Genomic DNA, 12,932 nt, shown 5'->3' with positions numbered 1-12,932 from the left:
GGGCTTCCAAAGGAACGGAAACCGTCGAGCTACTCGTGGACGAAACCGGTCTTCCTCCGCGGCCGTTCCCCAAACAGAACCCCTTTGGAGCGCGAACGCCTATTCGAATTCATGAGCGAGGTCCGCGACGAGGAACTGGCCGACCGGGTCGAGGAGTGGCTCGCTCGCCAGATGCCGATCATCCAGATGCACGGCGGGACCTCGAACGTCCGCAAGGCGGATCCGGAGACTGGCGAGGTCGTCATCGAACTCGGTGGCGGCTGTGCCGGCTGTGACGTCGGCGACATCACCTCGGGCAACATCGAGGAGGAGCTGATAACGTGGGAGGAAATCGACGAGATCACCGTGCGAGTGCCAGAGAGTGGCGAGTCATTCGGCGTCGATCAGGAGGAGTCGATCATGGGCGTCGACCGGACCGAGGGCGGCCGCGGTGACGTGAAAGGCGGTCGCTGGTCCTGAGCAGTCCGTCGCAGTACAGCGATCCTCTGTCTCGCGAACCAGATTGGCGGTAGAAAGCAGCTCTGCGACGCCTATCGGCTGCCAAGCTTCTCGCGACTGATCTTCACGCCCGCCGGCGTGACGATCAGCTGATCGTCGCCCTTCTTGACGATGTCACCGCTGACCTCGTCGGCGACCTGACGAAGGTCCTCGACGATGTGCTCTGTGGTCTGGTCTTCCGTACGGAGGCGCGTGATGTCCGCGACCACGAGGTGACCGTCGTAGACGGCGTCCTTGATCTCGAGTGCGTCCTGCTGGTCGGCGATCTCCGCGACGTAGACTTGCATGGAGGCCTCCTCGACCGTGGTGTCGACGCCGCCGACGTCGAGATCGGCGTAGTCGTCGAGCTCGCGGGAACCACGCCCGCCGAGGATTGTGCTCATCAGTCCCATAGGTTTCAGGACCGCCGGAACTGGTAAAGGTCTTACGTCAGACGATCTGATCACATCGTTGAAACGTAAGACACTATCAGCGGTAGCCGCCCACGGAGCCAGGATGCTGCCTCCCTGCGAATGGATTGATTGGTGACTCAGGAGACCTAGCCTGCTGGTGCCTGCATTTTTTGAAACATAATACGTAGTCAAACGGCAGCTGGCATTTCTCTAAAACTCCCAAGTGAAATCATGACTGAACAACGCCGATATTTGTACAATAAATCATCAATTCCTGCAGATATATTTAATAATCTCAGAATAAACATCCGCCACCCATTTCCTAAATTTTCCTACATGTTCGAATCATCTTACTATAGTCGATATCCAAAACACGACTACTGAAAATATAGATAGTATGGAAACCACAGTTGAAATCGGAGTATATACTGAACTTGCAATCCAAGATACTTCCAGCAATATAAATGATATATTTATAGTGATTATAATTAAGCACAATTTCAATAATACTGGCATCGGTTTAGGCTGCATATGCTCTAATTAAGAGGTGATGGTAAAGTGTTTTTGCAGCATTACAAGAGTATGAAAAGACTCAATAGCTATTTTCACTAGATATTGTCACTTCACCGCGATGGTAATAGACTTTGCAGATTTTGAAACATATTATGATAAATAAATCAGATTTCAATTGTTGGCGCGGGCATCACCCAAGAATCCCCGGCACCGCCAACGCTGACAGAGAGAGCACCATATGCTATCCCAAAGGAAACATTCGATGGGAGATCAAAGGGAGACCATGTGTGACCAAAATGCCCATAGACGTTATGATCCTCATCATCTCTTTTTTCGATTGTTCCGCGAAAACTTCCATAATTATTATAGGGGGGGCCGGTGGTGCTAACCGCCAGATTTGTCTTTCCAATTACGCCTTCAGGGTTCATATCAATACGTGGAGAATTTTGACCTCTGAAGGTCCCTGGCTCAGGCTCCCACCGCGATCCTGCGAATGAGATTGCATATGCGTCCGACGGCCCGTCCTCATCTACGGCAGAGCCGTGCCCCCAATTCATGACACAGTTTAAATTAACGCCATACATATTATCATATTTATGCCACCCGATAAGACTCACTTCGGATTTGTTTTTATTGTACAGTGATTGAGTCCCAATCTGGTTATCAGAACTAGATTTTGGACCACCATATGTAGTGCGCTTATCTTTTGAATGTGATATATCATGTTCTTCGAGTAGATCAACTGCTTGGTCAACCTCACCATTTTCTAGAAGTTGTGAAAGTTCTTCAGATATTCCCACTTCTTCGGCAGTGTTATTTTTTGCCTCTGCCTTATCCGTTGCAAGCAAAGCTCCTCCAAATAGAACTGCGCCTGCCGTCTTTAGAGCTCTCCTTCGTTTAAAGGATCGGCCATTTATGTGAGTGGTTCGGTTCTCTTCTTCGCCTTCTTTGTTGTATTATCGGGCCACAATATTGAATTTGCCCCCATAGTATTGAATGTTAGGGTCATGTTCACTATGGCGGGCAGGAATTGGAATAAGACGGAAAAAAATGATTTTTCAGCATCTATACCAGAATATTCTTTCCTTGTTCGCTGATTGATACGGTTTCGGTTTGGATTATATCGAGCGAGAAGCAAGGCCGGGGCTGCCGATGATGCTTAATATTCAGCCCACCTAGGTGGTCTAATACTTTCGAATACTGTTTCAATCCTACTTGGTTTCGCATCTAGCGGCTCCGGTGGGTCAGCCACAACAAGATAACAAATCCGGGTGTTCAAAAATAGAGCAAACCTCAATGTGGACGTTCTAACCGTGATCCAAGATAATGTCAATAACATCTATTGTTTCTCATTCGGGCCAGACATGAGGAGTGTGGTTCATCCAATATTTGACACGGTGGGAGCTACCATTATTGCTTACGCATTCTTTCGTGGGTTGCACGATCAATACGACGATGACGAAATCGCGTATTTCATCGGTGAGGTGGCACCATTTGAGGACGTATGCCAACATTATAGCTCGGTTTCATGGAATGAAGGCGATGGAGAGACCGGAATCGAATTAGACGAATATGAGAATTACATTGAATATATTTACATTTGATGCCTATGACAACATTTTGGACTAACAAACTCGAGCAGATTGGGTTCGTGACTGAAGTTCCGGGAGCACCGTCGCTCGGCACAGCGCTGACGGTGCTGGACGTCGAACTCGGGTCGTGACCTTCAGCATCTGCGTCCGGGAGCGCTACACCGATCCCGACGGCGAGGAGCAGTACCGCTTCGGCGTCGCGGTCACCACCCGTCTCGCCGCCGTGGGGACGCTCTGTCCGTTCGCGAACGAACACGGTGCCGTCGCCACCCAGAGCCTCGTCAACGTCGAACTCGGCGAGCGCGGGATCGAGTATCTCGCCGACGGACTCCACGTCGAGGACGCCCTCGACGCGCTCCTCGCTGCCGACGACGGCGCCGCCCAGCGACAGCTTCACGGCGTCGATCGCGAAGGGACGTTCGCGTTCTCGGGCGATGAGTGCAACCCCTGGTACGGCCACCGCGAGGAGGAGAATTTCACCGTCGCCGGGAACCTGCTCACCGGCGAGGACGTGATCGACGCGACCGCCGAGACCTACGCAAGCGCACGGCACGACCAGCAGGCGGGGCCCGATCGCGATGGAGACGCCACTCCGCTCGCCGAGCGCCTGATCGACGCGCTCGCCGCCGGTCACGCCGAGGGCGGCGACAAACGAGAGGAGCTCACCGTCCAGTCGGCCGCCCTGCTGGTTACCCGGACAGAGGACCGCGCATTCGAACCGTCCTACGACGATCTCCGGGTCGACGCCAGCGAGACTCCAATCGAGAACCTCCGCGAGACCTACGAACTCGCCCGCGAGAGCTACGAGGCGACCCTCGAACGCTACGGCGAGGCGTACGAGGACGACGATATGGACGCCGCCAAGGACGAGTGACGGCGGCCGGTCTCCCGGCAACGTAGCTGCCTGCACGGACCACCGGACGTAGCACGACTATATCCTCCACAGCTGGGTGGGACTGGAAGGGGCCGACCGCTCGCGGATGCTACCGAAGGAAGCACCGCAACGAGCGAAGCGAGTGAGGAGCACAGCGAGATAGCATCCGCGAGCGGGAGGGGGCTTCCAAAGCGGTGGCTGCTGTCGCGGTTTCGCCACCCAGAAGAACTCACAGCAACCCTACACCACGAACTCGTAGAGATCGTCGCCGACGTGGTGGACCGATTTCACGACCTTTCCGCTGTCGCCGTCCATCTCCTCGCCGCCGACCATCGCGCGGCCGATCCCCAGCACCTTCCCGTGGGACTCCTCGGCGATCGCGACGAGATCGCCCTCGTCGATCGTCTCGTCGGCCTCGACGATTCCCGGTCGCATCACGTCCGCGCCATCGGAGACGAAGGAGACGGCACCGGCGTCGACGGTCACGACGTGCGTCTCCGGCGAGAACCGGTTTGCGCCCCGCACTGTCAGGAACGGTTCGGGCTCGCCATCGTCGTCCTCGACGTAGAGGACGTCTGGCTCGCCGTCGACGAGCACGAGATCGAACTCGCTGTCGGTCAGCTCCACGAGTTCGTAGCTGTCGCCGTCGACGTCGACGCCGAGCTGGTCAGCCATCGCTGCCTCGACGTCCGACACCTCGTCGCTGCGCAGGTGGTGGCGCGAGCTGATCTCCATTGTCGAACTGTCCGTGCAGGGCGCCCCTATGTGTTGCGCTTGCGAACGGTACTGGCGATCGAAAGTCACGGATCGTGCGCGGAAGAGGCGCTTCAGCAGTTAGGCACCGAATGGACCGTCCGTGAGATCGTGGGTGATCCCCCCAACGAGTGCGGCCACACCCAGGGCAGCGAGCGCGATCCCACCGTACAGCCACATACTCTCCACCACCCCGATCCGATCGCCCGCAGCGACGAGCCAGAGGCCAGCGGTCAGGGAGATCCCGCCAGCGACGATCAGCTGAACAGAACGCTCCATACGAAGATGCTCGCCGTCGCCCCACTTCGGTGTTGGCCCGGGGCGATCGGAACGACGCGGCTGAATAGAGCCCGTTGGAATAGTGGCCGTAGGGATTGTGACCGTCGGAACACGCATTAGTGGCGCCGCCTCGAACCCGGAGTATGGACACGCCGACGCTGGTCTTCGACGACGACTGTGGCTTTTGCACGTACTGGGTGGAGTTCGTCGCCGAGCGATCCGACGTCGCGATCGTGGGCTTCTCCGAGCTGTCCGAGGAGCTTCGGGACCGGCTTCCCGCCGACTACGAGGAGTGTGCACACCTCCTCGTCGACGACGAGATCTACTCCTGTGGCGCGGCGATGGAGGAGGCCTTCCTCCGGACGGGGATGGGCGGGCCACTCGCCGATGTCGCTCGGTTCGGTCGCGGGTTCGACGAGTACGACCAGCTCCGGGAAACCGCCTATCGGTGGGTCGCGGACAACCGGGGGACGCTCGGGAAGTTCGTCTCGCGGCCGCCGCCCGCGCGGGATCGATCCAGCTGAGTACTCGGGCGGAGAATCCATAGATCGACGCTCGATGCGGCTGCCGATCGTCGCTACGTCGAGGGGATCTCCTCTGCGGACACCGGCGGGACGTAGGTGTTCTCGCGCTCGCGCACCCACCAGTCCCCACTCTCGGCACGCTCCTCGGGCGTGGTGTACCGGTAGCGATAGCGATCGACGCGGACGTAGGTCGGTGCCTCGCCGTCGAAGGGATCGTCTGCGAGCAGTGCGATCGTGGCGTCGTCTCCGGCGAGCAGCTTGTCGAGAAAACGCGTGAACCACGGAATTCGCCGCGGTGTCCGGCGCATGGCCGCGAACCAGAGCTGCCAGTCGAGCCGGAGGTGGTACGGTGCGATCTGGCGCGGTCGCCTGCCGGGATCGGTCGGCTTCCCGGTGAACCGGTACGTGCGCCACTCGGTGTCGTCGGTGATTCGCTCGTCGGTGGTGCCCTGGATCACCAGCTCGTAGCGATCGCGAGTGATCGATCCGAAGGCGCCGTACGTGTTCACCAGGCTGAGCGGGTCGTAAGCGGTGTTCATCACCTGCCGCTCGGAGAGCATATTTTTGACCGGATGGACGCTCAAAATTGCGACGAGCAACGCGAGCGTCACTGCTGCGATCTGGAGTGCAACGGGCGCTGTGGACGCGGCGCCGACGGAGTCGGGACCGGCAGGAATCGCCCGGGTGATCGCAGCGACCGGTACGAACGCCGAGGCCAGCACTCGATCGCTGAACGCGGCGATCGCCTGCACGATCGTCAGCGCGTTCAACCACGAGAAGTTCCCGGTGAGCAGCAGCCAGGCCTGAAACCCGACGATCGCCGCGCCGCCGACGGACGACCACGGTTGGGGAGCGAACAGAAGAAACGGAACCGCCAGCTCGACGACGTGGTTGCCGAGCACCTCGAGCCGGTGGAACCGATCCGGCAGGTGGTGGGCGAACCACGAGCCGGGGTTCGGGATCGGCTGCGTCTCGTAATGGTAGTCCATCGCCGTCAGATCCCGCCAGCAGTCGTCGCCGCGGAGCTTGATCAGCCCCGCTCCGAACATGTTGCGGAAACACACCCACTTCACGAGCCAGATCACGACGATGGGCGGTCCCGCAGGGCCGGCGCCCAGAAAGACGGCCAGAAACCCGGTCTCCAGCAGCATCGACTCCCAGCCGTAGCCGTAGAACAGCTGGCCGGCGTTGACGAAAGAGAGGTAGAGAGCCCACAGGGCGAGCCACAGCGCCATCGACGCGGCGATCGCGTACTCGCCAGGGAGCCAGATCGTGAGCCAGTACGGGCCCGCGAGCAGCGCGACGGCCGAGAGGACGACGCCGCTCCAGGCGGCGATTCCGATCGCGCGGTCGCTGGGGACGAGGTAGAACAGGCTGGGACGATCGGCGAACTCGGCCCGGTCGACGTACCGATCGAGGGGCAGAATGCCGTTCTCGCCCGCTAGAGGACGAAACTGGGTCGCAGCGACGAGGAACGCGAGCAGGTAGAGCACCGCCAACCCCCGCTGGAAGAGAAAGCGAACCAGCCAGTAGTCCTCCGAGCCGGTGAACACGGGCGGATTCTACGCGTCGCGGTCGACGTAAGCGATGGGGTCGGCCAGGGGACGCTCGGACTCACCCACTGTCGATCGCCGAGGAACCCGACTCCGGTGCCGTGGAGTTATTGCAGGCCGGAGCGTTTTCCAGGCAAGATGCGATTCGTCGAAGAGATCGTCGCCGACGCCTTCCTGCCGACGGTCCGCGCGATGCTCGCCGAACGCCTCCTCGACGCGGGCCGAACCCAGCGCGAAGTCGCGGAGCTGCTGGGCATCAGCCAGAGCGCGGTCTCGAAGTACGCCGGCGGCGGCGTCGAGCGCACCGAGCGCATCGAGTCCGACGAACGGGTTCGCGAGGCCGTCGACGATCTCGCGTCGGGGCTCGCCAGCGGTGAAGTCACGCGCGTCCAGGCGCTGATCGAGCTCGAGGTGCTGATCAGGGAGCTGGAGGACGGCGACCTGCTCGCCGCAATGCACGAGGACGCCGTCCCGGAGCTCGCAGATCACGGCGGCGGCTTTCGCGTCCACGACCCCGACAGCGAACTGCGGACGAGCGAGCGGACGCTCGCCTCGCTACGACGCGGGCTCCGCACGCTCGAGTCCACATCCGGGTTTGCCGGACTCCTCCCGAACGTCGGCTCGAACCTCGTTGCCTGCGTTCCCGGCGCGACGACGATCGACGACGTCGCGGCAGTTCCGGGACGAATCGTCGACGTGAAAGGCCGCGCCACGGGCGCTGGCGATCCAGAGTTCGGCGTCAGCGAACACGTCGCCGGCGTCCTGCTCGCTGTGCGGGAGGCAGGGAGCGACGCCCGCGCCGCCATCAACGTCCGGTACGATCCCGAGATCGTCGCGACGCTCGAATCGCTCGGTCACGAGACCGTCGAGTTTCCCGCAGAGGAGGACACGGCAGAGGCCATCCGGGAAGCGATCGAGCGCACCCCCACAGCTACCGTCGCCTACCAGAGCGGCGGGTTCGGCGTCGAGCCCAACGTCTACCTGATCGGAGAGGATCCCCAGACGCTCGCGGCGACTGTCCGGGAGCTCTGTGGGTCGTGACGGAACCCACTGGGTCGCCGGGGGCTGCTGAATCGGCGGAGTCAGCGGGGCCATCCGAGTCGACGGGACAGACCGCTGCGGACCCCGACGACCGGTCCGACAGTAGAGGCGGCTCCCAGTCCAACCGACAGTCCAGACGCACTGCCAGCGCTACAGCGTTCTACGACCGCTGGGCGCGGCTCTACGAGCCGATCGCGGCCCACGCTCCCGGCGTGGGACGGCTCCGTCGACGCGCAGTCGACGCCCTCCGGCTCGAACGCGGCGACACCGTCGTCGAGATCGGCTGTGGAACCGGCGCGAACCTCCCACTCCTCGCTCGCGACGTCGGTCCGACGGGCACCGTGATCGGGATCGACCGCTCCCGCGGCGTGCTGGAGCGGGCACGCCGGAACACCCGCGGCTATCCGCAGGTCGAGGTGCTTCGGGCGGACGGAACCCGGCTTCCGATCGACACTGGTCCTGCCGCGCTCGAGAATGATGCGACCGACACTCTAGTGGGCGAGACCGAGGGAGTGCAGGGCGATACCGACGGGATGGAGAACGAGATCGACGGTGCGCAGAGCGAAATCGACGGCACGCAGGGTGACGTCGACGGTATCCTCGCGACGTTCGTCGTCGGGATGCTCGACGATCCGGCAGCGGCGGTCGACGACTGGATCGATCACCTCGCACCGGACGGACACGTCGCACTCCTTCACCTCCGGCGGAGCGAGCACGCGATCGCGCCGATCGCGAATCCGGCACTCGAGCTGTTCACCGTGCTCTCGACGCCACCGACCACGAAACTCCGCTACGACCGCGAGCTCTCGCGAATGCTGGATCGGCGGGTCCGCGCGGCCGGCGATACCGTTTACCAGCGGACGGAGCCGTCGATCACCGAATCACATCTGTTCGACCTCGTCGAGCTGACGGCCGGGCGACGGGCCTGAAAAGACAGCGTTCGAATTCTCTTGCACCGGTGGCGAGCTACATCCCCTCGTGGGCCTTGATCCGCTCCCGGACGTCGTCGGGGATCGGTACGGTCTCCTCTCCTCTGCGGTCGAGGAACACCAGCGTCGTCTCCGCCGTCGCCACCCGCTCACCGTCGGCGACGATTTCATAGCGCATCGGCACGCTACTCGTTCCGAGTTCTGGAACTTCGACCGTCACTGCGACGGATTCCTCGGCCTCGATCGGGCGCTCGAAGTCGATTTCGATGTGTGCGATAACGAACGTGAACTCGTCGAAGCCGACTTCGAAGACCGTATCGAGATAGTGCAGGCGGGCCTCCTCCACGTACGTAGCGATCACTGCGTTGTTGACGTGTGCGAGCATGTCGAGATCACGGTAGCGAACGTCGATTTCCTTCGTGACGGACATACTCGGTTGTCGAGCGGATGAGGCATCAAGCCGGCGGTGAACGAGACGTTCGCCGCTGGTGGGGAGACGTTCGCCAGTGATAGGGAGACGTTCGCCAGTGGTAGAAAACCGTCAGCAGTTCGAGAACTACTCGGCGTACAGTTCGGCGTGCGTCTCGCAGAACTCGGGCTCGCGGAGCTGTGCGTCGATCAGGTCTGCCTGGTAGTGGGCGTCGAACAGGCGACAACGCTCGCTCTCACAGAACGCCTCGCCGGTCGCGAGGAGGTGGACTGCAGCGAGAACGTAGCCGCGGAGAGCCTCGGTCGTCCGCGGGTCGTCCTCGATTAGGAAGTCGCCCTCGACCTGGTTTTCAAGCACCTCCCGGGGCGGCGAATCGCCCGAAAGCAGTGCGTGGCGTTGCTTTTCCTTGTAGTAGGCTTCGGGTTTCGCCGGCGCCTCGTAGAGCCCCGGCACGGAGATCACGGCGGGCTGGCCGAGGACGGCGACGCGCTTGTGCCAGCGGCCGTCGTGGTCGCCCCATGTGCCGATCGCTCGATCGAGGAGGGCGACGTGTGCGTGATCGAGACCGGCGTCGTCCGCGGGCATCGCGGCGTTCAGCGCGGACTGGACCTGAGTGCCGTCGTAGAGCACGCCGCCCTCGCGCTCTGGATCGTCCAGCGCTCGCTCCTCGTACCGTACGATCCCGAGCATCGTGTTTCCCGTCGCCGGATCGTGCGGGTCGGCGACACGAGCTTCCGCGAACTGCTCGGCGAGGTCCTCGGTCCGGTGTTCATCGAGAAACCGGTCGCGAACGTCGACCGCGGCGTCGACGCGAGCATCGAGCCACTCGGCGATCGGCTCGGCCGCTGCGACCGTCGTCGGTGCTGCGTAGAGTGACACCCGATCGACCATCGGCTCGCGGTTCGTGAGCGGAGACCGTCAGCCCATCGGTCCGTCGATGGACGGGGTTCGGATACTGGAAGATTGATACGGGCAGCCTGCTGAGTCCGAGCAGTGTCCGGTTCGAAAAGTCCGAAGAATCTCACAGAGGGTAGTCTGGCACGCCCACTCTTCCATCTCGCGTGGCCGATCGTCACGATCCAGCTCCTCCAGGTCACCTACAATCTCGCCGACACCATCTTCCTCGGCTGGTACGACCCGACCGCCGTCGCCGCGATCAGCCTCGGGTTCCCGATCCTCTTCCTGTTGCTCTCGGTCGCGGGCGGCTTCACGACTGCCGCCGCGATCCTCGTCGCACAGTACACCGGCGCGGAGGGCAGCGAGGACGCCGGCCGCATCGCCGGACAGTCGCTCGCGTTCGTCGGCCTCCTCTCGATCGGACTCGGGCTCCTCGGCGTCCTCGTGACCGATCCACTCCTCGCATTCCTGCCGGCGAACGCCGAAACGGGCGCGTCGGTGCTTCCGATGATGGGCGACTACCTGACGATCGTCTTCCTCGGAACGCCCTTCATCTTCGGGTTCTACGTGTTTACGGCGCTCATGCGGGGGTACGGGGACACGTACACCCCGATGCGTATCATGGCGATCAGCGTCGCGATCAACGTCGTGCTCGATCCGATCGTGATTTTCGGACTGGGTCCAGTTCCCGAGCTCGGGATCGAGGGCGCCGCGCTGGCGTCGGTGTTCTCTCGGGGTCTCGCAACGGTGGCCGGCATGTACGTGCTCTTCCGGACGAACCGCGGTCCGGACATCAGCCTCCCCGACCTCCGGCTGGAGCGTGAGACCGTCACGGAGATAGTTCGCATCGGAACGCCGACCGCCCTCGAGCAGTCGATGGTCGCGTTCGCGATGGTGCTCCTGACGGCACTCGTCGCACTGTTCGCACCGCCGGTCGCGGCGGCCTATGGCGTCGTCAATCGGCTGGTCTCGCTCGTGGTGCTTCCCGCGATCGGCGTCGGGCAGGCAACCGAGACCGTCGTGGGGCAGAACCTCGGGGCGGAGAAGCCGGACCGCGCCGAACGAGCTGTGTGGCTCGGAGCGACTGTCGTGGGCGGGACCATGATCGTCGTGGCCGTGATAGCGGCAGCCTTCCCGGAGCCGATCGTGGCGTCGATCCTCGGCGCGGACTCCGAGCACACGGAGGAGTCGATCCGGCTCGGCAGTCAGTATCTCAGGATTCGCTCGGTCGAGTTCGCGTTCATGGGCGTCCTGCAGGTCTTCCTCGGCGGGTTCCGTGGGGCAGGCAACACCAAACACGCCCTCGCGATCGCGCTGTTGATCCTCTGGGGTGCCCGCGTTCCGGCGACCTACGGGCTCGCGATCTGGCTCGACTGGGGCGCGCTCGGCATCTGGATCGGGATGTCGGTCGGCGACATCGTGGGCGCACTCGTCGCGGTTCCGTGGTTCATGCGTGGCACGTGGCGCGAGTCGATCGTCGATCGCGGCGCGGTCGGCGGCGGCGGTGCGGCGTCGCTCGACGAGTGAGAGTACGCCCACCGTTTTCTCCTCGGGGTGCTCGCGATGCTGGCACCACGCCTTGAAAAACGCGGACGAAAAAAACCGCACACCCCACCGCAACCGCAGAATTGTCAGCTTCTGCTCGGCAGCGACGTTACCGCTCTTCGGAGTCCAGCACGCGAATCCAGTCCCACCTTTTTCGACTCGGGTGCGCCGTTGGCGCACCGCTCGTCGAAAAACGTGGGCGAAAAACCGCACACCCCACCGCGACCGCAGAATTGTCAGCTTCTGCTCGGCAGCGACGTTACCGCTCTTCGGAGTCCAGCACGCGGATCCAGTCCCACCTTTTTCGACTCGGGTGCGCCGTTGGCGCACCGCTCGTCGAAAAACGTGGGCGAAAAACCGCACACCCCACCGCAGCCGCAGAATTGTCAGCTTCTGCTCGGCAGCGACGTTACCGCTCTTCGGAGTCCAGCACGCGAATCTGGTCCCCGCGAACGGTGACCGGAATCGGGACCGTCGCCTCGTACAGCTCGACTGTTACCTGGTCCTTGCCCTCGTCGAGACGCTGGACCTGTGCCTTCTCGCCCTTGAACGGGCCAGCGACGAGTTCGACGATGTCGCCCTCGGCGATCCCTTCGACGTCCGGCTTTGGCGAGAGGAAGTGCTCGACCTCGGAGAACCCGCTCCCCGCTGCCTCGCCGCCGCGCTGGACGACGCCGCGTGCGTGAGGAATTTCATCGAGGATGCGCTCGAAGACCGCCGCGCTGTCGGCCTCGACCATCACGTAGCTCGTGACGGAGTCGGGGGCGAGGACGGCGTGGATCGTCTCCTCCTCGCGGTTGATGATCATGTCCGCGACGGTCTGCTCCTGGCTGGCCGTGGTTTTGACGTGGAAGATTGACATTGTCAGGAAGGAAGGGCGCCCATCAGGAGGAAGATCAGGAAGCCGAGCGTGCCGATCAGCAGGATCCCAGCTCCTGCGATCTTGGCGACCTGGGAGAACTCCTCCCAGGACGGGGTGCTCGCCATCTTGAGCACCCGCACGTACGAGCTGAGGTCGGTTGGAACGCGCATGGTCTTGTCGTGGGCTACTCCAGCGCGGTTTTTCTATCTGTTGATGTGGACGGCAGCGGTCCCCGGCCAATTCGGGGGCG

At 62.2% G+C, this 12,932-nt stretch carries 15 protein-coding genes; 6 read left to right on the top strand and 9 right to left on the bottom strand.

Features of this window, described 5'->3' with window-relative positions; genetic code table 11:
• Positions 1–111 precede the first annotated feature (111 nt).
• Complete coding sequence (locus MXF70_RS09405; protein WP_248515373.1) at positions 112–459, top strand: NifU family protein; 348 nt, start codon at positions 112–114, stop codon at positions 457–459.
• 71 nt (positions 460–530) lie between these two features.
• Here MXF70_RS09405 and MXF70_RS09400 read toward each other — a convergent pair whose 3' ends face one another.
• Both MXF70_RS09400 and MXF70_RS09395 read right to left on the bottom strand, forming a co-directional pair.
• Positions 531–890: a cell division protein SepF gene (locus MXF70_RS09400; protein ID WP_248515372.1), complete on the bottom strand. Its 360-nt coding sequence runs from the start codon at positions 888–890 to the stop codon at positions 531–533.
• A 677-nt stretch (positions 891–1,567) separates the two neighbouring features.
• A complete protein-coding gene (locus MXF70_RS09395) occupies positions 1,568–2,251 on the bottom strand; it encodes a hypothetical protein (protein ID WP_248515370.1) in 684 nt (227 codons plus the stop codon).
• An 871-nt stretch (positions 2,252–3,122) separates the two neighbouring features.
• Here MXF70_RS09395 and MXF70_RS09390 point away from each other — a divergent pair.
• Positions 3,123–3,869 carry a DUF1028 domain-containing protein gene (locus MXF70_RS09390; protein WP_248515368.1) on the top strand — a complete coding sequence of 249 codons (747 nt, stop codon included), beginning with the start codon at positions 3,123–3,125 and terminating at the stop codon, positions 3,867–3,869.
• A gap of 240 nt (positions 3,870–4,109) precedes the next feature.
• Here MXF70_RS09390 and MXF70_RS09385 read toward each other — a convergent pair whose 3' ends face one another.
• Together MXF70_RS09385 and MXF70_RS09380 are read right to left on the bottom strand one after the other, a co-directional pair.
• Complete coding sequence (locus MXF70_RS09385) at positions 4,110–4,604, bottom strand: RNA-binding protein (RefSeq protein WP_248515367.1); 495 nt, start codon at positions 4,602–4,604, stop codon at positions 4,110–4,112.
• Positions 4,605–4,703: 99 nt separating this feature from the next.
• Complete coding sequence (locus tag MXF70_RS09380; RefSeq protein ID WP_248515366.1) at positions 4,704–4,901, bottom strand: hypothetical protein; 198 nt, start codon at positions 4,899–4,901, stop codon at positions 4,704–4,706.
• Between the two features lie 143 nt (positions 4,902–5,044).
• Here MXF70_RS09380 and MXF70_RS09375 point away from each other — a divergent pair, with 143 nt between their 5' ends.
• Positions 5,045–5,425 (top strand): DCC1-like thiol-disulfide oxidoreductase family protein, encoded by a 381-nt coding sequence (locus tag MXF70_RS09375; protein WP_248515365.1) that lies wholly within the window; start codon positions 5,045–5,047, stop codon positions 5,423–5,425.
• A gap of 53 nt (positions 5,426–5,478) precedes the next feature.
• Here the strand turns inward: MXF70_RS09375 and MXF70_RS09370 are convergent, their stop codons facing one another.
• Complete coding sequence (locus tag MXF70_RS09370; RefSeq protein ID WP_248515364.1) at positions 5,479–6,978, bottom strand: lipase maturation factor family protein; 1,500 nt, start codon at positions 6,976–6,978, stop codon at positions 5,479–5,481.
• A gap of 138 nt (positions 6,979–7,116) precedes the next feature.
• Here MXF70_RS09370 and MXF70_RS09365 point away from each other — a divergent pair, with 138 nt between their 5' ends.
• On the top strand, positions 7,117–8,019 hold the full coding sequence (locus MXF70_RS09365) for a thiamine-phosphate synthase family protein (protein WP_248515363.1): 903 nt from the start codon (positions 7,117–7,119) through the stop codon (positions 8,017–8,019).
• Complete coding sequence (locus MXF70_RS09360) at positions 8,016–8,948, top strand: class I SAM-dependent methyltransferase (RefSeq protein ID WP_248515361.1); 933 nt, start codon at positions 8,016–8,018, stop codon at positions 8,946–8,948. Before MXF70_RS09365 ends, MXF70_RS09360 begins: the two co-directional genes overlap by 4 nt.
• Before the next feature lie 37 nt (positions 8,949–8,985).
• Here the strand turns inward: MXF70_RS09360 and MXF70_RS09355 are convergent, their stop codons facing one another.
• Both MXF70_RS09355 and MXF70_RS09350 read right to left on the bottom strand, forming a co-directional pair.
• Positions 8,986–9,378 carry an acyl-CoA thioesterase gene (locus MXF70_RS09355; RefSeq protein WP_248515360.1) on the bottom strand — a complete coding sequence of 131 codons (393 nt, stop codon included), beginning with the start codon at positions 9,376–9,378 and terminating at the stop codon, positions 8,986–8,988.
• A 126-nt stretch (positions 9,379–9,504) separates the two neighbouring features.
• A complete protein-coding gene (locus MXF70_RS09350) occupies positions 9,505–10,269 on the bottom strand; it encodes a DUF7001 family protein (RefSeq protein WP_248515358.1) in 765 nt (254 codons plus the stop codon).
• 102 nt (positions 10,270–10,371) lie between these two features.
• Between MXF70_RS09350 and MXF70_RS09345 the strand changes: the two genes are divergently transcribed.
• Positions 10,372–11,802 (top strand): MATE family efflux transporter, encoded by a 1,431-nt coding sequence (locus tag MXF70_RS09345; protein WP_248515357.1) that lies wholly within the window; start codon positions 10,372–10,374, stop codon positions 11,800–11,802.
• Between the two features lie 427 nt (positions 11,803–12,229).
• Here the strand turns inward: MXF70_RS09345 and MXF70_RS09340 are convergent, their stop codons facing one another.
• Together MXF70_RS09340 and MXF70_RS09335 are read right to left on the bottom strand one after the other, a co-directional pair.
• Complete coding sequence (locus MXF70_RS09340) at positions 12,230–12,682, bottom strand: transcription elongation factor Spt5 (RefSeq protein WP_248515356.1); 453 nt, start codon at positions 12,680–12,682, stop codon at positions 12,230–12,232.
• Positions 12,683–12,684: 2 nt separating this feature from the next.
• The gene (locus tag MXF70_RS09335; protein ID WP_248515355.1) at positions 12,685–12,852 is read right to left on the bottom strand and encodes a protein translocase SEC61 complex subunit gamma; all 168 of its coding nucleotides are present in this window, start codon (positions 12,850–12,852) and stop codon (positions 12,685–12,687) included.
• Positions 12,853–12,932 lie beyond the last annotated feature (80 nt).

It is taken from the genome of Salinarchaeum laminariae (genome assembly GCF_023204835.1).
In the GTDB taxonomy this organism is placed as follows: domain Archaea; phylum Halobacteriota; class Halobacteria; order Halobacteriales; family Salinarchaeaceae; genus Salinarchaeum; species Salinarchaeum laminariae.
Note: the sequence above shows the minus strand (reverse complement) of the source record. Positions and strands in the feature narration are given on the sequence as shown.

Bases quoted from the DNA above. Each gene is read 5' to 3' on its own strand.
- MXF70_RS09405 (WP_248515373.1), top strand. From the start codon at position 112: ATGAGCGAGGTCCGCGACGAGGAACTGGCCGACCGGGTCGAGGAGTGG.
- MXF70_RS09400 (WP_248515372.1), bottom strand. From the start codon at position 890: ATGGGACTGATGAGCACAATCCTCGGCGGGCGTGGTTCCCGCGAGCTC.
- MXF70_RS09385 (WP_248515367.1), bottom strand. From the start codon at position 4,604: ATGGAGATCAGCTCGCGCCACCACCTGCGCAGCGACGAGGTGTCGGAC.
- MXF70_RS09380 (WP_248515366.1), bottom strand. From the start codon at position 4,901: ATGGAGCGTTCTGTTCAGCTGATCGTCGCTGGCGGGATCTCCCTGACC.
- MXF70_RS09375 (WP_248515365.1), top strand. From the start codon at position 5,045: ATGGACACGCCGACGCTGGTCTTCGACGACGACTGTGGCTTTTGCACG.
- MXF70_RS09365 (WP_248515363.1), top strand. From the start codon at position 7,117: ATGCGATTCGTCGAAGAGATCGTCGCCGACGCCTTCCTGCCGACGGTC.
- MXF70_RS09355 (WP_248515360.1), bottom strand. From the start codon at position 9,378: ATGTCCGTCACGAAGGAAATCGACGTTCGCTACCGTGATCTCGACATG.
- MXF70_RS09350 (WP_248515358.1), bottom strand. From the start codon at position 10,269: ATGGTCGATCGGGTGTCACTCTACGCAGCACCGACGACGGTCGCAGCG.
- MXF70_RS09340 (WP_248515356.1), bottom strand. From the start codon at position 12,682: ATGTCAATCTTCCACGTCAAAACCACGGCCAGCCAGGAGCAGACCGTC.
- MXF70_RS09335 (WP_248515355.1), bottom strand. From the start codon at position 12,852: ATGCGCGTTCCAACCGACCTCAGCTCGTACGTGCGGGTGCTCAAGATG.